Consider the following 19,910-nt stretch of genomic DNA (forward strand, 5'->3'; position numbering starts at 1 on the left):
GGCCAGCCACCCTCCAGCCTTACTGATCCACAATGGAGTGTTCTACGTGAAAATCGCACTTGATCCCACCCCGTTTCATCACACGCACAGCCTGCTTGAGTTTCCCAAAGTGGTCGCGGACCTCGGCTACAAGTACATGCAGATGACTCCGCACGCGGACTTCATCCCGTTCTATAACCACCCCAAAGCGGACGATGAGCTGGTGGGCCAGCTGAACAAGGCCTGCAGGGATGCGGGAATCGAAATCGCCTCTGTCCTGCCGGTCCTTCGCTGGTCCGGCCCGGACGAGGACGCCCGCGAAGCGGCGGTCCGCTACTGGAAGCGTGCCATCCAGATTACGGTTGACCTCGGAGTCGGCACCATCAACACCGAGTTCAGCGGACGGCCGGAAAAGGCCGAGGAGTCCGAGCGCGCCTTCTACCGGTCCATGGAGGAACTGCTCCCGATCATCGAGCGTGAGGGCATCGACCTGCTGATTGACCCGCACCCGGACGACTTCGTGGAGGAAGGCCTCGCCGCCGTCCGCGTCATCCGCGGGCTCAACTCGAAGAACGTGGGCCTGGTGTACGTGGCGTCGCACAGCTTCCACATGAAGAACCAGCCGCTGGACATCATGCGGGCGGCGGGGGACAGGCTGCGCCTGGTTCACGTGGCCGACACCATGAACCACCATGCCTCGCACGGGCTCCGCTACATCACCAACCCGCCGGGGAATCCGGTGCGCGTCCACCAGCACTTGAAGATCGGCGACGGCGACGTCAACTGGGACGAGTTTTTCGGCGGCCTGAAGGAGATCGGCTTCCTGGACCGGGACGATACCGTTATGGTGTCCAGCGTCTTTGCGGAGGACGAGCACGCCGAGGACGTCTCCCGGTACCAGCTGGAGACGATGAAGCAGTACGTGCAAAAGGTCAGCGTATGAGTGCCCCTGTTCCTGGGAAAACCGGGGCGAAGCCGGGCAACCATCAAAAGGCACTCCGTACCGTCACCATCATCTCCACCTTCGGCGGCCTTCTCTTCGGTTACGACACCGGCGTGATCAACGGTGCCCTGCCCTACATGCAGGAGGACCTGGGGCTAACGCCGCTGACGGAGGGGTTGGTGACGTCCTCCCTGCTGTTCGGCGCAGCGTTCGGCGCCCTTTTTGGCGGCCGCCTCGCGGACCGTAACGGCCGGCGCAAGATGATCATGGTCCTTGCGGTCATCTTCCTCGTGGGCACGCTCGCCTGCACTTTCGCACCGAACACCGAGGTGATGATCGCCGCCAGGTTCGTGCTGGGCCTGGCTGTTGGTGGCGCTTCCGTGACTGTGCCCGTGTACCTCGCCGAGGTCTCGCCCAGCGCACGCCGCGGAAGGATCGTCACCCAGAACGAATTGATGATCGTCACCGGGCAGCTGTTGGCGTTCATCTTCAACGCTTACCTCGGCAATACCTTCGGAGAAGCTGGCGGCATCTGGCGCTGGATGCTGGTGATCGCTACGCTTCCGGCCATCGCCCTGTGGATCGGCATGAACTTCATGCCGGAGAGCCCGCGCTGGCTGGCGTCGATGGGCAGCTTCGGCGAAACGCTCTCCGTGCTGCAGCGCATCCGGTCACACGCCGAGGCACGGACGGAGTTCGAAGAGGTCAAGGCGATGGCCGTGGAGGACTATAAGTCCAAGATGGGCTCGTGGAAGGACCTGAACATCCCGTGGCTCCGCCGCATCTTTATGGTAGGCCTCGGCCTTGCCGTGATCCAGCAGATCACCGGCGTGAACTCCATCATGTACTACGGCACGCAGATCCTCTCGCAGTCAGGTTTCGGCCGGGAAGCAGCGCTGACGGCCAACATCGCCAACGGGGTGATCTCAGTGCTCGCCACGTTTGTGGGCATCTGGCTGCTGGGCAAAGTAGGGCGCCGGCGGATGCTGATCACAGGGCAGGTGGGAACGACGTCGGCCCTGCTGCTGATCGGCCTGTTCTCGCTGATCCTGCCCGAGGGCGCCGCCCGCGGCTTCGTCATCCTGGCGCTGACGGTCACCTTCCTCGCGTTCCAGCAGGGGGCCATCTCACCAGTGACCTGGCTGATGCTGTCAGAAATCTTCCCGCTGAAGATGCGCGGCCTGGGAATGGGCGCTTCCGCCTTCGTGCTGTGGATCGTGAATTTCCTGGTGGGCTTCGGCTTCCCGCAGCTCCTGGCCGGCATCGGGCTGTCCAGCACGTTCTTCGTGTTTGCCGTACTGGGAGTGGGCGCCATTGCCTTCGCCGCAAAGTACGTTCCGGAAACCAAGGACAAGAGCCTTGAGGACTTGGAACACTACTTCAAGAATGTGGCGGGAACGAAAGCTGGCGCCGCCGCCGGCCCGAGCGTTTAGTCAACCTCCACCGCGGAACACTTCGAATGATGCCCCTTTGAGCCTGTCTCAAGGGGGCATTATTTTTTGGCTACCTCCGGGCGTGCAGCTTTGGCAGCGCGTTCACGAGAGCGGCCAGTTCGGGGATGCCCTGGGCCTCGTCCAGGGCATGCTCCAGTGTGGCGTCATGTACGGGCCGCGCTTCCTCCAGGAGGCTGATGCCGCTCGGCGTCAGTTCCGTGTAGATGCCGCGCCGGTCGTCGTCGCAAAGAACGCGGGTCAGGAGCCCCCTGTCCTCCAGCCGGTTGACCAGGCGCGTGGTAGCGCTGGGGCTGAGGGCGCTGGCCCGGGCCAGCTGCTGCATCCGCATGTGCCAGCCGTCCTGCCGGCTGAGGGCGTCCAGGACTGTGTACTCCACAACTGACAGTTTCGAGCCAGCCTGAAGGGCACGCTCCAGCTGGTTCTCGATCAGGCCGTGAAGGGCCGCCAAGGTCCGCCACCCCTGCGCGCGGACCTCAACAGCATCGTCCTTAATGCCCATGACATTACTCCTCAGAGGCGGCCCCACAAGGTACACCTGTTGCAGCGATAAGTAGTTGCTTGCGCGGGATATTTGCATGTGCAACAATAAATACAGCGCGTCTGCAACTATTCTAGGCGCCTTTCCCTGTGGAGTACAGCTCAAAGGAGCACCCCCATGCCTATCGGCCTCATTGCCCTTGCCCTCGGCGGGTTTGGAATTGGATTGACGGAGTTCGTCATTATGGGGCTGCTCCCTGAAGTGGCGGCTGATTTCGGCGTCACTGAAGCATCGGCAGGATGGCTCATTTCCGGTTATGCGCTGGCTGTGGTGGTGGGAGCACTGGGGCTGACGGCAGCGGTAACGCGCCTTGACCGTAAACCCGTGCTGGCCGGCCTGCTGGTCCTCTTCATCGTGGGCAACCTGCTGTCCGCCACAGCCGCAGACTACTGGCCCATGATGCTGGGGCGGGTTATCGCGGCACTCGCCCATGGAGCATTTTTTGGCATTGGTGCAGTCGTGGCCGCGGACATGGTGGCCCCGACAAAGAAGGCGGGCGCCATCGCCCTGATGTTCACCGGGCTGACGGCGGCAAACGTCCTGGGTGTTCCGTTCGGAACCTTGCTGGGCCAGGCTGCGGGGTGGCGCGCCACGTTCTGGGCCATCACGGTAATCGGTGTGGTGGCGCTCGCCGGGATCCTGGCGCTGGTCCCCGGCACTGCCGGGAGAAAGGGCGACGCCGGTGGGCTGCGCCGCGAGCTGCAGGCCTTCCGTTCGGGGCAGGTATGGCTCTCCATCGTGGTGACCATCCTTGGGTTCGGCGGCATGTTCGGCGCCTTCACCTACATTGCCTACACCCTCACCGAAGTCTCCGGTTTCGCCTCCACCACCGTTCCGTGGCTGCTGATTATCTTTGGCGTGGGCCTCTTCGCCGGCAACACCCTGGGCGGCAGGGCAGCTGACCGCAACGTGGACCGGACCCTGCTGGTGGTGCTGGCTGCACTTTCTGCAATCCTTGTGGTTTTCGCGCTCACTGCCGCCAATCAGGCGGTGACCGTAGCATCGCTGGTCCTGATGGGCGGCTTCGGCTTCGCCACTGTTCCCGGCCTGCAGATGCGGGTGATGAAGTACGCCAGCACCGCGCCCACCCTGGCCTCGGGTGCCAACATCGGCGCGTTCAACGTGGGCAATGCCCTGGGTGCCTGGCTGGGCGGTGTCACCATCACAGCAGGGCTCGGCTACACCTCACCCATCTGGGCAGGTGCCGGCATCACACTGGCGGGATTGGTGGTCATGGCATTGGCGGCAGCCAAGGCCCGCCGGTCAGGTGTAGTAGCCGGCGGGTTAGGCAATGCTGCAGATTCCCCCGCCGACCCAGCCAAGCCTGCAGTGCGGGAGGTGCACGCCGGCCTCTAGAGTGCTGCCTTCAAGGTGGCCGCGGCGACCTGGAGGCCCTCAACGCGGCCCAGTTCCAGATCTTCATGTTCGATATTCACGGCCATGCCCGGGTCCACGTCGGCAAGGGCGGCCAGGAAGTCCCGCCAAAACTCGACGTCGTGTCCGCGGCCGACAGCGACGAAGTCCCAGCTCGAGTTCCTGGGCCACTCGTTGACGAAGTAGCGGCCGCCGATGTTGAGGCGCTCCTCGTCGGGGGAGAGGCGCCGGAATCGGTCATCCAGAACCCCGTTAATCTTGCAGGCTTCGTTTATCCGGGTGTCCTTCGCGGCCGCATGGAACACGAGTGGGCCCAAGTGCTTGATGGCGGCGACCGGGTCGATGCCCTGCCAAAAAAGGTGGCTTGGGTCCATCTCAGCGCCAACATGCGTCGCTCCGGTCCGCTCTACGAGGCGGATCATCGTGGCCGGATTGAAGACGAGGTTTTGGGGGTGCATTTCGATGGCCACCTTGACGTCATGGCCGGCGGCGCGGGCGTTGATGTCCTTCCAGTAGTCCACGGCGATGTCCCATTGGTAGTCCAGGATGTCCAGGTAGGCGCTGTCCCAAGGGTTTACCGCCCAGTTGGGCGCTGTCGCGCCCGGGTGGCCGCCCGGGAGCCCTGACATGGCGACGATGCGCTTCACGCCGAGGCGGGCAGCAATTTCGATGGAGCGCTGCAGGTCCGCACTGTGCTTTTCGCGGACTTCCGTGTCCGGGTGGAGTGGGTTGCCGTTGACGTTCAGTCCGGTGAGGGCGATGCCAGCTTCAGCGAACGTCCCGAGGTAGTCGTCGACGGCGGCGTCGGACGAGAGGATGTCTTCAACCGGCAGGTGCGGGGTGCCGATGAAGCCGCCGGCATTGATCTCCGCGCCGTCAAGCCCAAGGTCCTTGATGGTCTTCAGGGCTTCGGGCAACCCGTACTGGTGCAGGACGGCGGTGTAGACGCCTAGCTTGATGTGGTTTTCAGGCATGGGATGGCTCGGCTTTCTGAAGTGCGGGAGGTTATCCCTCAGATTAGAGCGCTCTAATTTCCGTGTCAATGAGTTGAAGGCGTTTCGCCGGGCAGTTATTGCTTGGCGCTCCCGGCGGTGGAATTGCGGACCATCAAGGCTGGTTCAAGTTTGCGGGTGATAGCGGGCCCACCTGGCTTGGCAATCCGATCCAGCATGACTTCTGCTGCAGAGCGTCCGAGCTCCCGGGCGTGCTGGTCGATGGACGTGAGCCCAATCAGGGGCGAGGCCGCCACTTCGATGTTGTCGCAGCCGACAATGGCCACGTCGTCCGGAACCGCCAGACCGTGCGCGTACAGGGCTTCCATGACGCCCATTGCGGTGAGGTCGTTGTGGGTAAAAATCGCTGTGGGCAACGGGGTGCCGGTAGCCAGGAAATTCTCCATCACCTCCCGTGAGCCGCGCTCGGTCATATCACTGTGGACCAGCATTGGCTCCAAACCGAACTGCTCCATCGCGTGAAGGTAGCCCTCCCTGCGGGCGGTGTAGGGAAGCCAGTCGGAAATGTCTACGTGGGCGATGCGTCGGTGTCCCAGTTCATAGAGGTGCTCCACGGCGAGTACCCCGGACTGGAAGTCGTCAGTGAGGACAGAATCAACGCCGTCGGCATCCAGCTCCCGTGTGATGACCACGGCGGGAGTCCCCCGGAGGGCCGATGCCAGATCTGCCTCGGAACCGGTGTAGCCGGCAAGGAGTACGCCGTCCGCCCGCAGGTCCACGAATGAGCGGACCGCCTCCAGTTCTGTCCCGGGATCTGCCGAGCCAACGGCGACCATCATTTGGTTGCCGCTGCCCTCGATGCCTTCAGCGATGCCGTCGTAGATGTCAGCAAAAACGGGGTTGTGAAGATCGAGGAAGAGGACGCCCAAAGTTTTGGTGCGGTGGCTGGCCAGCCGGCTCGCCAACCGGTTGGGGGAATAGCCCAGGGCGTCGGCCGTTTCGAGGACGGCGGCGCGCTTGCCCGGCGAGACCTTTGGCGAGTCACGCATGACCAGCGACACCAGTGCCCGGCTTACGCCTGCTTCACGGGCGACGTCCTCCATGGTGACGGGCCGGTTGGCGGCGGGAGTCTGCTTCACAAGACTCCATCATGCCAGTGAAAGCGGGGTACCTAGGATCCGAACGGCAACCGCCGATCAATGTCCTGGGCGTCCCAGCTCTGACGCACCCAACCGTGGTGCGGGTCGTCGCTGATCAGCCATTCGCGGACCGGACCCGGGCCGGCCATCACGTTCAGGTAGTAGAGGTCATAGCCCGGCGCCGCCATGGCCGGGCCGTGCCAGCCGTAGGGGACCAGGACCACGTCACCTGTGCGGACCTCGGCAGAGACGTCGATGGGGCGCTCATCGGACGCGTAAACGCGCTGGTAGCCGATGGCGTCGGCGTCAGCAGGCGCAGCAGACCCGTCGGCAACCCTCGTCTCGAAGTAGTAGATTTCCTCGAGATGGGTTTCGCCGTCCTTTTCCTCGTCGTGCTTATGCGGAGGGTAGGAAGACCAGTTGCCGGCCGGGGTGAGGACCTCGCACACAATGAAACGGTCGGCTTCGAGTGCAGCCGGGGTGCCGAAGTTGTGGACCTGGCGGGAGCAGTTGCCGGCCCCGCGCAGTTCCACCGGCGTTTCTGCCGCCGTCACCAACCGTGTGGGGTAGGAAACGCCCGCTGGAGCGGTGGCAACGGCAACCCGGCCGCCGTCGGCAGAGCTGATGGTGACGTCGCGTTCTGTTCCTGAATAGAGGACGTCGCTGGGTCCGTGGAACACGGAGCGGCGGCCGTTCAGCTTGTACTCCACGTCAGCCACGGTGACGGTGAAGGAGCCGCTGAGCGGCACAACGATGCGTTCCTCAGTGGCCGCCGGGAGTACGACGTCGGCCCCTGCCGTAAGGGTGGCGACCTTCAGGCCCGTGTGTGCCCACCCGTCCACGGTGAGGGAAGAGTCGGAGGTTCCGATCGAGACATCCCATGTGCCGTCAGTGGCGGTGCCGAGCGGGTAGACCCAGTTGGTCATAGAGGTGGCTCCTTGTGTTAGCGCTGTACGAGTGTCATTTCAAAGCTGTAGGAATCCGCCCGGTACACGTGGTGCCCGGTTTCCACGCGGCGGCCGGTATCGTCCACGGCCGTGCGTTCCATGGTGACCAGGGCGGACCCGGCCGCGGTGTCGAGCATGGACGCCTGGTAATCGTTGGCGATCATGGCGCCGATGCGCTGGTTGGCCAGCCGGAAGTTAACCCCGCCCCTGCGGAGGATTGCATAAAGACCCTCGGCCGCGAGCATTGCCTCGTCCATGGCGGCAATGTCATCCCGCACCCAGTTCTCCATGAGTGCCAGTGGTTTGCCGCCAACTTTCCGCAGCCGGGTGAAGTGGTACACCTTGGAGCCGGCAGGAAGCTGCAGGGTAGCGAGGATGGCGTCATCGGCTTCCACATGGGAAAAGCTCAGGACCTCCGTAGTGGGCTTTTTGCCGTTGTTGGTGAGGTCGTCATAGAGGCTGGAGAGCTCCAGCGGACGGCGCACCTGGCTCGACACCACCTGCGTTCCCACACCCCTTTTGCGCACCAGGAGCCCTGACCTGACCAGCTCATCCATGGCCTTGCGCATCGTGGGACGGGAAAGGTTCAGCTGGGCCGCGAGGTCGATTTCATTATCCAGCCGGCTGCCGGGTTCCAGGACGCCGCTGTAGATCGCTGCTTCTATGCCTTGTACCACCTGGTGGTACAGGGGGACGGGAGAGGATCGGTCGATGCTGAGACCCAGGTTGTTCGCCACGTCTTGTTTCCTGTTCCTGGTTGCGGCCCAGCCCGGCCCTGTAAGGCCGAAGCGGCGGCTTTGCCATCATATGTTCTCTTGATAGGACATACTTTCGCCTTTGATCGTAGCAGGCGCGCGGGGCGGGTCAAGAGGTGGGGCTGGGCCTCAAGGCGCCCCGGTGCGGCGAGCCAATTGTTCTGACATTAAGACTTTTCCTTGACGAATGTCATTAGAGCGCTCTAAAATCAGTGGCACGCATCACATTCCGGATCGGTCAACCGTCCCTAAGAGAATCTGAGAGGCAACAATGCTGTTGCAGAACCAATCCCCTGGCACCAGGAGCCGCGGCTACCTCGCGCGGCTGACAGTGATTTCCACCCTCGGCGGCCTGCTCTTCGGCTACGACACAGGCGTTATCTCCGGCGCGCTCCTGTACATGAACGACTCGCTGAACATGAACTCCGTTGAGGAAGCAACAGTGGTGAGTGCGCTTCTCTTTCCTGGCGCGGCGGTTGGCGCCCTGGCCGGCGGCCGCATGGCCGATAAACTCGGACGCCGAGGCTCCCTGCTGGTTTGCGCGCTCCTGTTCCTGTTTGGCGCCATTGGCTGCGCCATCGCCCCCACTGTTACCTTCATGATCGCGGCCCGTATCCTGCTGGGCCTCGGCGTGGGCGCCGCCGCCGTCACCTGCCCGCTCTACCTCGCCGAGATGGCTCCGGCCCACCTTCGGGGCCGCATGGTGACCATCAATGAGCTCATGATTGTGACCGGCCAGATGCTGGCCTTCGCCATCAACGCCCTCCTGGATGCACTGATCCAGGACACGGAAGTCTGGCGCACCATGCTCGGCATCGCCTCGCTGCCCGCCCTCGCACTGCTGGCAGGCATGCTGCTCCTGCCGGAGTCGCCCCGCTGGTACGCCATCCGCGGCCGCTTCGAGGACAGCCGCCGCGTTCTGAACCTGAGCCGGACCCCGGAGGAAGCAGCCGCCGAATTCGAAGAAATCGCCCTGACCGCACAAACCGCAAAGAAGGAACGCGGCCACATCTGGCGGGACCTGCGGGACAACCCGTGGATGCGCCGGCTGCTGTGGATCGGCATTGGCCTTGCCACAGTCCAGCAGGCCACCGGTATCAATACCGTGAACTACTACGCCCCCACCATCCTCGAAAAGAGCGGCCTGGGTGTGAGCGCGTCCCTCGTTGCCACCATCGGCGTCGGTGTCACTTCGGTCCTGATGACCATCCTCGGAATCTGGCTGCTGGGCTTTATCGGCCGCCGGAAGATGCTGATCATTGGCTTCTCCGGGGTGGTGGGTTCGCAGGCCCTGCTGGCAGTCGTCTTCCTGCTTCCCCAGTCTGACCTTGCCAGCTACACCATTCTCGCCGCAATGATGCTGTTCGTTGCCTTCGTCCAGTGCTTCATCGGAACCTGCGTGTGGCTGCTCCTTTCGGAAATGTTCCCGCTGGCCATCCGCGGCTTCGCGATGGGGGTCGCCGTCTTCGCGCTGTGGACGGTCAACGCCGCTATTTCCTTCCTGTTCCCCATCGTCGTCGAAGCCCTGGGATCCACCGGCACGTTCGGACTCTTCGTCCTGGTCAACGTTGCTTCCCTCGCCTTCGTGGCCAAATTCGTCCCCGAAACCAAGGGCCACTCACTCGAGGATTTGGAAGCGCACTTCCGGGAAGGCGTAGCACCGGTCCGCGTGTAGGCGGCGCTCCACCCCTCCAAGCAACGCGGGGTCAGACCCAGCCCTCTCCGGAGTTCCGGATAGGCAGGATCTGACCCCGCGTTGCTTTTGGATGGTGCCCTACGCTGGGTGGATGAGCAGCGTGAGAGGAAGGTACCCATGAATTTCTCCGGAAACCTCGGCCCCAGCCCGCGGAGCCTTGACGTGGACGACCTCGCCACCTTCGACAGCCTGGTCAGGGCGGGCAGCTCGGACCTGGAAGGCTGGCACGCGCAGTCGCTTGATCTCCGCGGGCGCTCCGCTGTCCTGGAGCAGGTGAACGTTGAAGGCGCCATCTTCCTTGGCTGCACCTTTGACGATGGGACGGAGGATACCCTCCGCCGCCGCGGCGCCTTGATTTTCCCGCGCCTCGAGTCCGTTCCGTTCAACCCCTACCGGGGCAGTTTGTATTCGCCCGCAGAGCTTTACGCCGGGCTCGCCGATGCCCCGTATGAACAACTGCCCGACGCCCGCATCTACCAATGGAGCATCCAACCGGGGCAACGGCACCGGCTTGATGCCACCCTCGCCTCAGCGCTGCACGACCACGCCGTCGGCGATGCCCTCGAGGAGGCAATCCATTCCGGGCCGTTCGCGGCCCGGTCCGTGGTGGGTGTGATGGGCGGACATGCTGCCCAACGGGGGAGTGCGGACTATACCCAGGCCGCACGGCTCGGCCGGCTGCTCGCCCGAAACGGGCACGTGGTGGCGACCGGTGGGGGACCGGGGGCCATGGAGGCAGCCAACCTGGGCGCTTACCTGAGCGACGCGGACGACGGCGGGCTGCATGCTGCGCTGGCCGGCCTCGCCTCCGTCCCGGGGTTCCGTCCCTCGGTGTCCGCGTGGGCGCGGGCGGCCGCTGCCGTCGTCGAACGTTTTCCGGGCGGAACGCCGTCGCTTGGCATCCCCACCTGGTTCTATGGACACGAGCCGCCCAACTACTTCGCCACCCACATCGCCAAGTACTTCGCCAACGCAATCCGCGAAGCCATCCTGCTTGAGCTCTGCCAAGGGGGCATCATCTTCCTGCCCGGAGCCGCAGGGACGGTCCAGGAGATTTTCCAGGACGCCTGCGAGAACTACTACGGCGCCCGCGAAAAAATTACGCCCATGGTGCTGGTGGGCAGGCACCATTGGGAACACCAGTATCCGGCGTGGCCCATGCTCCGCAGCCTGGCTGAGGGCAGGCCCATGGCCGAACGGATCTTCCTGGTGGACACTGTGGACGAGGCGGTGGCCGTCCTGCAGGGCTAGCCAGGCCGGCGCCGGTAGGGCGATTCAAAGGTCCTTCCGGCACTGGGCCTTGCTGAGTTCGAACAAACCGTTGAGGTCCCCTGCGGACAACCCCTCAGGAGTCCCGATCTCCGGGTACATCAGCTGGGTGGGGTCCGCCACATGGTCAAGGCCCATCACATGGCTGAGTTCGTGCAGGATCACTGCCGTGGCATAGAGGTGGCCATCGGGGTTCAGCAGTTCGTCCGCAATTTGCGGTGCGTCCAGGTCCAGGCCGCCGGTAACAAAGGTCTTGGGGCCGTCGCCGTAGCTGTAGTGGGTGCTGCCGCCGGTGCCGATTACTTTGCCCTTCAGCTGGGGCGCCACCTCCGGTGTTGTCCATGCAATGAGCAGCGGAGCCCAGCGCTCGCCGTAGGCATCAGGCTGGTACGGGGGCCGTTGGGGCGACGGCTGTTCGGTGGTGGTGCCATCGTCAATGAAAGCAATGCCTGTGGCGGCGGAAATAGCAGTGATGGCGTCCGCGACCAGCTGCTGCGCCCCCGCCGGCGCCAAGGCGTCGTTAACGACATAATGCAGTGGCCGGCACGGGGAGTAACCTACTGGGCTGCCGTCGCCGTTGACTGCCAGGAACCGGTACGCGTCACTGCCCACTGTAGGTGGCGTGGGCTGGCCGAGGGGAGCATCCTTTTCCCCAACTCCCACCGGCGGCGCTCCCGTCCGCGCCTCTGCTGGGGATTGCCCTCCGGCCTCCCCGGCAGTCCCGGCTTGGGGCCCGCCGCCTCCTTGCCCGCCGCTGCCCTGCCCAAAAGGCCCCGGCCCAAGGCGGACATCGAGGAGATCCTTGAACCGCGGATCGTCAAGCACCAGCGCTGCCCCCACCAACGCTGCGGAGAACAGGGCGCCTGTGAGCACGAAACGAAGGGCCTTGCCGGCACTTCCAGTGCGTGCCCGCCTTCCGGCATGGCGCGGCGGCTGGCCCTCCACTACTGCATCCCCATTATTTTGTCCCCCGCTTATCCACTACTGCCAGTGAAACCCTACTGCTAGTGGACGACAGTGCCGAAGACCAGCCCCAACAGGTACGTGACGGCGGCGGCGCCCAGGCCAATGGCGAGTTGCCGCAGGCCGCGGGTCAGCGGCGAAGTGCCCGAGAGCAGGCCCACGATGCCGCCTGTCACCAGCAGGGCGAGGCCCACGAGTACTCCCGCCACCACCAGGGCAGCCACTCCGGTCAGTCCGAACAGGAACGGGAGGATGGGGACGATGGCGCCTGAAGCAAAGAAGCAGAAGCTGGACAGCGCTGCGCCCCACGCGGTGCCCACGGCCTCGTGCTGGTCCTCGGCCTCGGGAAGCTCCGGCTGCAGGGACAGGCTGGGGTCGCAGTCGCAGGACAGGAGGCCCATGCGTTCGGCGACCCTGTGCTGCGCCGCTTCCTGGGACATTCCCCTGGCCAGGTAGACGAGCAGCAGTTCGTTGTGCTCGAGGTCCAGCTTCGGGGCGGCTGCCAGCGTGACCTGGGTGGGGCGGGTGGCTGCCAGGAGCTCACGCTGGGAGCGGACCGAGATAAATTCGCCGGCTCCCATGGACATCGCACCGGCCAGCAGCCCGGCAATGCCGCTGAGCAGCACCACACTGCTGGCTACGCCCGATGCTGCCATGCCCATCACCAGGGAAAGGTTGCTGACAAGGCCGTCGTTTGCGCCGAAGACGGCGGCGCGGAAGGTGCCCGCCAGCCGGTTGCGGCCGCGGGTGGCGAGCCCCCGTACTACTTCCTCGTGGATCTGCTCATCGGCAGCCATGGCGTCGGTGGCGTTGGGATCCTTGGCGTAGGGGGAGCGGCCTTCTGCGCGCTGGGCCAGCGCCAGGACAAAGACGGAGCCGAAGTGGCGCGCCAGGAAACCGAGCAGCTGGCTCCGGATTGACGCCGGGCGGGCCTTGCCGGCGTGGTCGCCGAGGAGGCCCAACCAGTGGGCCTCGTGCCGTCCCTCCGCTTCGGCCAGGGCGAGCAGGATGTCACGTTCTTCGCCCTGCCGGTTTTGCGCCAGGTCCCGGTAGACGGCGGCCTCGGCGCGCTCGTCCGCCAGATACTGGCGCCAGCGGCGGATGTCCGCGGACGTGGGCTGGGCTCCGGGCCGGGCTGCCGCGTCAGGCAGGGACGGAGCGGGAACCGACGGGACGGAATGTGAGGGGAGGGACCCCGCAGGGGAGTCGCGGTGGTGGTCTGGATTGGCGTGCTGGGACACGGAAACTCCTGGGCTGGACGGGGCATGGTTCGGCCCCATTGCACGGCCAGCTTACCGAGGAAATCCGCGGATTTTCGGCTGGCTTCCCTCACTCCGGAGTTTCGGCGACCCTTAAAACCAGCGGGCTTCCGGAGGTATTTGGGGCAAGCAGCGAACCCTTGACCGCGGCTCGCGGCGGTGCTGTGATGAAACTGTGGCGCACGCCAGCGCCCTGTAAGAGCACGTCAGGCGAACAAACGGAGGTTGGATCATGGGCACCACCGGACCGCACGCGGACATGCCGCACCTGGAAGCCGTCGAAGCGGACCCTGCTTACGACTACGCAGAGGATGCACCCGTCGATGAGGACGACTGGGACACCGAGGATGATCTCCTGGACGAAGAGGAGCCGGTGGTGCAGCCGGCCCCAATAGTTATTGACGCCGAGGACCGCCCCGTCCCGCTGGACCCGGACGAGGTCCGCGAGACGGAACGCGACACGGAATAGGACGGACGACGGCGGCACCTCCCCTTCGATGGAATGCGAAGGGGAGGTGCCGCCGTCGTGCGTGACGCAGTAGCTGCCCCTACGGGGCGGACACCGGTTCCGCCGGAGCCTCCGGCGCTTCCTGCCCGGCGACCCGGCGCTGCCAGTTGCGCATCACCTGGGGGTCGGTGGGCTTGGTCAGCAGGGAGACAGCGACGTACACCACGGCAGAGGCGAGCAGGCCGTAGTAAATGGGCTCATTCGCATAGATGCCGTCCAACGGCGCCTTGGCGTTGATCTCCAGGATGATCATGGTGCCGAGCGTGACTACCGAGCCCACAGCCATGGAGGCGGCCGCGGCCGCACCGGTGCCGCGCTTCCAGACCAGGCCGCCGAGGATGGCCACAAGGAGGCCGCCCACCAGGATGTCGTACGCGATGGTCAGGGCTGCGACCACGTCCTTGGTGATGATCGCGATCAGGATGGCGATGATGCCCAGGGACAGGACCCAGATGCGGTTGGCCTTGACGTCGTGCTCGGGGTTGTCCGTGTCCTCCGTGTTGATGGTCTTGCCGAACCAGCTGGCCACAAACGGCAGGACGTCGGCGCGGGCAACGGTTGCGGCGGCAATGAGGGCGCCCGAAGCTGTGGACATCATGGCAGCAACAGCGGCCGCCAGGACCAGTCCGCCGATGCCGACGGGCAGCAGGGTCTGGGCCACTTCGGCATAGACGTCGTCCTTGGCTGCAATCTCCATGTTGGACAGGGCCACACTGGCGCCCATGCCGATCAGTGCGCCGGCAACACCGTAAAGGATGCAGTAGATGCCGGCGGTGGCGCCGCCCCACCGGGCCACCTTGGCTGTCTTGGCCGTGAAGACGCGCTGCCAGATGTCCTGGCCGATCAGCAGGCCGAGGGTGTACACCACGAAGTAGGTGATGATGGTCTGCAGGCCGATGCCGTCGATCTGGAAGAAGCTCTCGTCAACCCGGCTGCGGATGCCGTCGATGCCGCCCGCGGCGTTGAGGGTGAAGGGGAGCATCAGGAAGAAGATGCCAACAGTCTTGATGATGAACTGCACCTGGTCCGCCAGGGTGATGGACCACATGCCGCCGACCGTGGAGTAGACCAGCACGATGGCGCCGCCGACTGCGATGGCCAGTGCGCGGTCCCAGTCGAAGAGCACCACGAAGATAGTGGCATAGGCGCCGGTGGACGTGGCGCAGAGCATCAGCGTGTAGGCGAGCATCACGATGCCCGATGCCTCGGTGGCCCTGCTGCCGTAGCGCAGGGTGAGCATCTGCGAGACGGTGTAGATCTTCAGCTTCTGGATGGTTCCGGCGAACAGCAGGCTGAGGAGCAGGACGCCCGCGCCGATGGCGACGACCAGCCACATGCCTGAGATGCCGAACTTGTAGCCGAGTCCTACGCCGCCCACTGTGGAGGCGCCGCCCAGGACGACGGCGGCCATAGTGCCGGTGTAGAGGAAGGGGCCAAGGCGGCGGCCGGCGACAAGGAAGTCGCTGTTGTTCTTGGTGCGGGACTTGCCCCACCAGCCGAATGCCAGCATGGCGAGAAGATACACCACCACGATGGCGATGTTGATGACATTTGCGTCCACGTTGGACTCCTTGGAGCTGTTGGCAGCCGGGGTGGTCTCCGGGAAGTGGTGGGGAAGCCGGAAGCCGCTGCACGAGGGGCGGGATGAGAGTAAGTTCTCAGATATTGCCTTATAGGCAACAAGTGTTTTCCAAAGAGTAGGCTGTGACCGTGGTAACAGTCAAGGGGGTGCTGCTGCGGACGGCCACGCGCGCCACGCAGGCGTCATAGACGCGGCTGGCCATTAGTATTGCTCCAGAGTGGGGCCGGGCGGCCGGCCATGAAAGGTACGCAGATGAAGGCACTGCCAGTTGAGCCGAGCAATGTACCTGTTGCCATCGGTTCCAGGATCCGGGCCGCGCGGCAGTCCCAGCGGCTCACTATTGAACAGGTGGCTGGCGCCACCGGGTTAACCAAGGGATTCCTTAGCCGCGTGGAGCGCGACCTGACGTCCCCCTCCGTGGCTTCCCTTGTGACGCTTTGCCAGGTTCTCTCGATCTCCATCGGGGAACTCTTTGCTGCTCCGGAGACCCACCTGACCAAGCGCAATGACGGGCCGCGGATCTCGCTCGGCGGCCAGGGCATCGTGGAGCGCCTGCTCACCGCCCGTTCAGAGCGGCGCATCCAGATCATCCAGGCCTGCATCGAACCGCACGGCCGCGGCGAGACCGAGCTCTATGCCGTGGACTGCGACGTGGACGTCCTCCATGTCATTAAGGGCAATATCAGGCTGATCCTCACCAACGAGGAGTACGATCTCAGCGCCGGGGATACCGTGACCTTCCCCGGCCGGGAGCCGCACACGTGGATCAACCCCACCGACGAGCCGGTGGAAGTCCTCTGGGTCCTGGTCCCGGCTGCCAGCCGCTGACTCCAAGCCGGCCTTGCCCCTAATCCCGCTCCTGCCCGGCTGGGCCGCGCCCTTGCAAGGATCTGAAAGTAAACAGCTGGTGCACACAGGGAAACAAGCTGTATGATGGCAGTCACATCAGTCCCTCAACTCCTCGAAGGAGAGGCCTCCATTGGAAGAGCTGCGCATCGAAGCCAACGGCAACCTTGGCCCCATCGATTCATCCCGTATTCCCCGTTACGCCGGCGCTGCCACCTATGCCCGCCTTCCGCGCCTGGACCAGGTGGAGAAAGCGGACGTCACGGTGGTGGGTGTTCCCTTCGACTCCGGCGTCTCCTACCGCCCCGGCGCCCGCTTCGGTGCCAACCATGTCAGGGAAGCCAGCCGGCTGCTGCGCCCGTACAACCCTGCCTGGGACGTCAGCCCCTTCGAAAACATCCAGGTGGCCGACGCCGGTGACATGGCGGTCAACCCCTTCAACATCAACGAGGCTATCGAGACCGTGCAGCAGAACGCGCTCGACCTCACCGCCGGCGGCAGCAAGCTGGTGACGCTGGGCGGTGACCACACCATCGCGCTGCCCCTGCTCCGCGCCGCCGCCGAGCGTGCCGGCGAGCCCATCGCGATGCTGCACTTCGACGCGCACCTGGACACCTGGGACACCTACTTCGGCGCCGAGTACACCCACGGCACGCCGTTCCGCCGTGCTGTCGAGGAAGGCATCCTGGACACGGAGGCCATCAGCCACATCGGCACCCGCGGTCCCCTTTACGGCAAAAAGGATCTCGACGACGACCATCGCTTTGGGTTCGGCATCGTCACCTCCGCGGACGTCTACTACCAGGGCGTCCTGGAGACGGTGGCCAAGGTCAGGGACCGGATCGGAAACCGCCCGCTGTACATCTCGGTGGACATCGACGTCCTGGATCCGGCACACGCCCCGGGCACCGGCACACCCGAAGCCGGCGGCATCACCAGCCGCGAGCTGCTGGAAATCATCCGCGGCTTCCGCGGCATGAACCTGGTGGGCGCCGACGTCGTGGAGGTTGCCCCCGCCTACGACCACGCCGAAATAACCGGCGTGGCCGCAAGCCACGTGGCCTTCGAACTCGTCACCCTCATGGCAGACAATGCCGTGGCGGGGGACCGCTTCGGAGCAGCCACGGGCTACGCAGCCCAGGCCCTCGGCCAGGAAATCCGCCGCCCGGCAGGCTTCGCCGCGGCCGGCAAGGAGTAGCAGGATGATCGATTTCGACCCGGGATCGGCCGCCGCGCCCGTAGGGGACGGTGCAGGCACGGGTGCCCGCAATGGCGGGGACCTCGTCGTCGAAACGCTGGAAGCCCTGGGCGCGAAAACCGTCTTTGGCATTCCGGGCCAGCATGCACTGGGGCTCTTTGACGCGATGGGGCGCGGCAACCTGCAGTTCGTGTCATCGCGGGTGGAGAACAATTCCGCGTTCGCTGCTGACGGCTATTCACGGGCAACCGGTGAGGTGGGTGTCCTTTTCCTGTCCACGGGCCCCGGCGCCCTGACGTCCCTGGCCGGGCTGCAGGAAGCGTACGCCACTGGCGTTCCCATGGTGGTGGTGGCGAGCCAGATCCCGCTTGAGGGGCTGGGCGCCAGGCGCAAGGGCATGCTGCACCAACTGGACGACCAGAAGGCGTCGGCCGCCAACGTCACCAAGAGCCAGCGGCTGATCCAGCACGCATCGGGCATCCCGTCAGCCATCCAGGACGCCTGGACCGAAGCCATCTCGTCTCCCCAGGGGCCGGTGTGGATCGAGATCCCGCAGAACGTCCTGCTGGACCCGATCATGGTGCCTCCCGTTGAGGACGCGCTGGCAGAAGCGGCGGACAACCCCCCGCGGGTGGAGCTGGTCCGCGAAGCGGTCAAATGGCTGCAGGCCGCGGAACGTCCGGCCATCATTGCCGGCGGCGGCACCCGGCGGGGCCGGGCAGAGAAGTCCCTGCTCTCCATCGCGGAAAAGCTTCGCGCCCCCGTGATCTGCACCCCGGGCGGCAACGGTGCGTTCCCCTGGAGCCATGAGCTGTCACTGCAGTCCTGGATCGAGGACCGCCACATGACCGATGTGCTGGAGGACGCGGACGTCCTGGTGGTGATTGGTTCATCCCTGGGTGAGGTCACCTCCAACTACTTCACCTTTGAGCCGCGCGGCAGGATCATCCAGATCGACGCCGAACCGCGGGTCCTGGAATCCAACCGGCCTGGGCTGGGCATCCGTGCCGACGCCGGCCAGGCGCTGGCCGCCCTGGACGAAGCGCTGGTGGTTGGGCATGCCGAAACCAGGCCGAACTGGCACGGCACGTCGCCGGAGGACCTGGTGAAGGAATCGCTGGCGAAGGTCCGGGAACGCCTGGAATCCCAGGATCTGGGCAAGGAACTGAAGTTCATGGCCGACATCCGCGAAGCCGTCCCCGCGGACATGCAAACCTTCTGGGACATGACGATTTCCGCATATTGGGGCTGGAGCTGCTGGGATGCCCGGGAGGGCCAGTTCCATTCCGCGCAGGGTGCCGGCGGGCTGGGTTACGGCTTCCCGGCAGCAATCGGCGCGGCAGTGGGACTGGAAACGGTGGGCAGGCCCGGCCGGGTACTTGCCGTATCCGGCGACGGCTCATCGATGTACTCCATCTCCGAACTCGCCACCGCCAAGCAGCACAACGTCCCGGTCACCTGGCTGATTGTGGACGACGGCGGCTACGGCATCCTGCGCGAATACATGGTGGGTGCGTTCGGCAAGGCCACCGCCACCGAACTCGCCCGGCCGGATTTCGTCAAGCTCGCCGAAGCGTTCGGCGTGCCTGCCACAAAAGTGACACCCGAGGATGTGGGGGAGGCGCTGGAGGCGGGCTTCGCAACCGACGGGCCCAACGTCGTCGTGGTGGAAACGCTCCTGAAGATGTTCGCGCCCACCCACTTGCCCGCATAACTGCTCCGGTCTTGCACCGGAACCGGGACAGCAAAAGGCCCCGCAGCACGAGTCCGTGTTGCGGGGCCTTTTTGGCAACCGCTCCGCCTGATGGGGGACAAGCGGAGTAGCTGAAACCAGAGTAATAGAAAGCATGCTTACGTTTCAAGCTGCGGCCGCGACCGGTTCTGTTCGCGGGGAGTTGCGCCCCATTCTGCGAGCCTTGGCCCCGCACGTGCACTTAGTTTCCCAAAGCAACCAACTTGGGATATAGTTGCTTCAGGCAAACAAGTAAGGAGTGCCTGAAGCCATGGCAGTAGCACCGGATACGGCAGCGGATCTCGTGTACCAGATCTTCGATCTTCAGCGCGCAGTGCGGTGCATCGCCACTGCCAGCGTTCGTGGGCAGGACACCGGAGTAGCACTCCAGGGTGTCCTGCGCTTCGTGGGGGAGGGGGAGTCCCGGGCCACCAGGCTCGCCGAGCGGCTGGGCGTCAGCGCCCCGGTCCTCAGCCGGCACATTGCGGACCTGGAAGAGCATGGCCTGGTGATCCGCAGGCAGGATCCCGACGACGGCCGGGCCCAGTTGGTTGCCCTCACACCCTTGGGAGCGGAGAAGCTCCGCTCCATCGAGGAGCAGCGAGCGGCGGCCCTGCAGGACTACCTGCGCGACTGGAGCGAGGAAGACGCCGGCACTACGGCAAAAATCCTGCACAAGCTCACCGACTCACTTAAGCAATCAGCCCGGGCAAAGGCGGCCGGCACCATCACAACCCACACCTCCTAGGAGCTGAACCAGTGGCAACCCACACTG

General features: G+C 64.9%; 18 protein-coding genes. 10 read left to right on the forward strand and 8 right to left on the reverse strand.

Annotated features, from left to right (window positions below):
* The first annotated feature begins 46 nt into the window (after positions 1 to 46).
* Entirely contained in the window at positions 47 to 922 is an 876-nt protein-coding gene (locus tag M8J71_RS00430; protein WP_256246049.1) for a sugar phosphate isomerase/epimerase family protein, read from the forward strand.
* A complete protein-coding gene (locus tag M8J71_RS00435) occupies positions 919 to 2,355 on the forward strand; it encodes a sugar porter family MFS transporter (RefSeq protein WP_256246050.1) in 1,437 nt (478 codons plus the stop codon). The genes M8J71_RS00430 and M8J71_RS00435 overlap by 4 nt, the downstream gene beginning before the upstream one ends.
* Before the next feature lie 70 nt (positions 2,356 to 2,425).
* Here the strand turns inward: M8J71_RS00435 and M8J71_RS00440 are convergent, their stop codons facing one another.
* Positions 2,426 to 2,875 carry a MarR family winged helix-turn-helix transcriptional regulator gene (locus M8J71_RS00440; protein WP_256246051.1) on the reverse strand — a complete coding sequence of 150 codons (450 nt, stop codon included), beginning with the start codon at positions 2,873 to 2,875 and terminating at the stop codon, positions 2,426 to 2,428.
* 156 nt (positions 2,876 to 3,031) lie between these two features.
* On the opposite strand from M8J71_RS00440, the gene M8J71_RS00445 reads away from it, so the two are divergent.
* Positions 3,032 to 4,270, forward strand: a complete 1,239-nt coding sequence (locus M8J71_RS00445) for an MFS transporter (RefSeq protein ID WP_256246052.1) — start codon at positions 3,032 to 3,034, stop codon at positions 4,268 to 4,270.
* Here the strand turns inward: M8J71_RS00445 and M8J71_RS00450 are convergent.
* From M8J71_RS00450 to M8J71_RS00465, 4 genes are all read right to left on the reverse strand, one after another.
* Positions 4,267 to 5,247, reverse strand: coding sequence for a sugar phosphate isomerase/epimerase family protein (locus tag M8J71_RS00450; RefSeq protein ID WP_256246329.1), 981 nt, complete (start codon positions 5,245 to 5,247; stop codon positions 4,267 to 4,269). The genes M8J71_RS00445 and M8J71_RS00450 overlap by 4 nt on opposite strands.
* A gap of 110 nt (positions 5,248 to 5,357) precedes the next feature.
* Positions 5,358 to 6,380, reverse strand: coding sequence for a LacI family DNA-binding transcriptional regulator (locus M8J71_RS00455; protein ID WP_256246053.1), 1,023 nt, complete (start codon positions 6,378 to 6,380; stop codon positions 5,358 to 5,360).
* Positions 6,381 to 6,412: 32 nt separating this feature from the next.
* Complete coding sequence (gene iolB / locus M8J71_RS00460) at positions 6,413 to 7,306, reverse strand: 5-deoxy-glucuronate isomerase (RefSeq protein ID WP_256246054.1); 894 nt, start codon at positions 7,304 to 7,306, stop codon at positions 6,413 to 6,415.
* A gap of 17 nt (positions 7,307 to 7,323) precedes the next feature.
* Positions 7,324 to 8,064, reverse strand: coding sequence for a GntR family transcriptional regulator (locus M8J71_RS00465; protein ID WP_163165602.1), 741 nt, complete (start codon positions 8,062 to 8,064; stop codon positions 7,324 to 7,326).
* A gap of 289 nt (positions 8,065 to 8,353) precedes the next feature.
* Here M8J71_RS00465 and M8J71_RS00470 point away from each other — a divergent pair, with 289 nt between their 5' ends.
* On the forward strand, positions 8,354 to 9,757 hold the full coding sequence (locus tag M8J71_RS00470; RefSeq protein WP_256246055.1) for a sugar porter family MFS transporter: 1,404 nt from the start codon (positions 8,354 to 8,356) through the stop codon (positions 9,755 to 9,757).
* Positions 9,758 to 9,895: 138 nt separating this feature from the next.
* On the forward strand, positions 9,896 to 11,029 hold the full coding sequence (locus tag M8J71_RS00475; protein WP_256246056.1) for an LOG family protein: 1,134 nt from the start codon (positions 9,896 to 9,898) through the stop codon (positions 11,027 to 11,029).
* A gap of 24 nt (positions 11,030 to 11,053) precedes the next feature.
* Here the strand turns inward: M8J71_RS00475 and M8J71_RS00480 are convergent, their stop codons facing one another.
* Together M8J71_RS00480 and M8J71_RS00485 are read right to left on the reverse strand one after the other, a co-directional pair.
* Positions 11,054 to 11,992 carry a matrixin family metalloprotease gene (locus M8J71_RS00480; protein ID WP_374114787.1) on the reverse strand — a complete coding sequence of 313 codons (939 nt, stop codon included), beginning with the start codon at positions 11,990 to 11,992 and terminating at the stop codon, positions 11,054 to 11,056.
* A 59-nt stretch (positions 11,993 to 12,051) separates the two neighbouring features.
* Positions 12,052 to 13,251: a VIT1/CCC1 transporter family protein gene (locus M8J71_RS00485; RefSeq protein ID WP_256246058.1), complete on the reverse strand. Its 1,200-nt coding sequence runs from the start codon at positions 13,249 to 13,251 to the stop codon at positions 12,052 to 12,054.
* Positions 13,252 to 13,501: 250 nt separating this feature from the next.
* Between M8J71_RS00485 and M8J71_RS00490 the strand changes: the two genes are divergently transcribed.
* Positions 13,502 to 13,738 carry a hypothetical protein gene (locus tag M8J71_RS00490; protein ID WP_256246059.1) on the forward strand — a complete coding sequence of 79 codons (237 nt, stop codon included), beginning with the start codon at positions 13,502 to 13,504 and terminating at the stop codon, positions 13,736 to 13,738.
* Positions 13,739 to 13,817: 79 nt separating this feature from the next.
* Here M8J71_RS00490 and M8J71_RS00495 read toward each other — a convergent pair whose 3' ends face one another.
* Entirely contained in the window at positions 13,818 to 15,338 is a 1,521-nt protein-coding gene (locus tag M8J71_RS00495; protein ID WP_256246060.1) for a sodium:solute symporter, read from the reverse strand.
* Positions 15,339 to 15,611: 273 nt separating this feature from the next.
* Here M8J71_RS00495 and M8J71_RS00500 point away from each other — a divergent pair, with 273 nt between their 5' ends.
* From M8J71_RS00500 to M8J71_RS00515, 4 genes are all read left to right on the forward strand, one after another.
* The gene (locus M8J71_RS00500; RefSeq protein ID WP_256246061.1) at positions 15,612 to 16,187 is read left to right on the forward strand and encodes a helix-turn-helix domain-containing protein; all 576 of its coding nucleotides are present in this window, start codon (positions 15,612 to 15,614) and stop codon (positions 16,185 to 16,187) included.
* A gap of 151 nt (positions 16,188 to 16,338) precedes the next feature.
* Positions 16,339 to 17,403, forward strand: coding sequence for an agmatinase (gene speB, locus M8J71_RS00505; RefSeq protein ID WP_256246062.1), 1,065 nt, complete (start codon positions 16,339 to 16,341; stop codon positions 17,401 to 17,403).
* 4 nt (positions 17,404 to 17,407) lie between these two features.
* A complete protein-coding gene (locus tag M8J71_RS00510) occupies positions 17,408 to 19,117 on the forward strand; it encodes a thiamine pyrophosphate-binding protein (RefSeq protein WP_256246063.1) in 1,710 nt (569 codons plus the stop codon).
* A gap of 289 nt (positions 19,118 to 19,406) precedes the next feature.
* Positions 19,407 to 19,883, forward strand: a complete 477-nt coding sequence (locus M8J71_RS00515) for a MarR family winged helix-turn-helix transcriptional regulator (RefSeq protein ID WP_256246064.1) — start codon at positions 19,407 to 19,409, stop codon at positions 19,881 to 19,883.
* Positions 19,884 to 19,910: the final 27 nt, after the last annotated feature.

It is taken from the genome of Pseudarthrobacter sp. R1 (genome assembly GCF_024494415.1).
In the GTDB taxonomy this organism is placed as follows: domain Bacteria; phylum Actinomycetota; class Actinomycetes; order Actinomycetales; family Micrococcaceae; genus Arthrobacter.

Bases quoted from the DNA above. Each gene is read 5' to 3' on its own strand.
- M8J71_RS00470 (WP_256246055.1), top strand. From the start codon at position 8,354: ATGCTGTTGCAGAACCAATCCCCTGGCACCAGGAGCCGCGGCTACCTC.
- M8J71_RS00490 (WP_256246059.1), top strand. From the start codon at position 13,502: ATGGGCACCACCGGACCGCACGCGGACATGCCGCACCTGGAAGCCGTC.
- M8J71_RS00515 (WP_256246064.1), top strand. From the start codon at position 19,407: ATGGCAGTAGCACCGGATACGGCAGCGGATCTCGTGTACCAGATCTTC.
- M8J71_RS00445 (WP_256246052.1), top strand. From the start codon at position 3,032: ATGCCTATCGGCCTCATTGCCCTTGCCCTCGGCGGGTTTGGAATTGGA.
- M8J71_RS00475 (WP_256246056.1), top strand. From the start codon at position 9,896: ATGAATTTCTCCGGAAACCTCGGCCCCAGCCCGCGGAGCCTTGACGTG.
- iolB (WP_256246054.1), bottom strand. From the start codon at position 7,306: ATGACCAACTGGGTCTACCCGCTCGGCACCGCCACTGACGGCACATGG.
- M8J71_RS00510 (WP_256246063.1), top strand. From the start codon at position 17,408: ATGATCGATTTCGACCCGGGATCGGCCGCCGCGCCCGTAGGGGACGGT.
- M8J71_RS00440 (WP_256246051.1), bottom strand. From the start codon at position 2,875: ATGGGCATTAAGGACGATGCTGTTGAGGTCCGCGCGCAGGGGTGGCGG.
- M8J71_RS00500 (WP_256246061.1), top strand. From the start codon at position 15,612: ATGAAGGCACTGCCAGTTGAGCCGAGCAATGTACCTGTTGCCATCGGT.
- M8J71_RS00435 (WP_256246050.1), top strand. From the start codon at position 919: ATGAGTGCCCCTGTTCCTGGGAAAACCGGGGCGAAGCCGGGCAACCAT.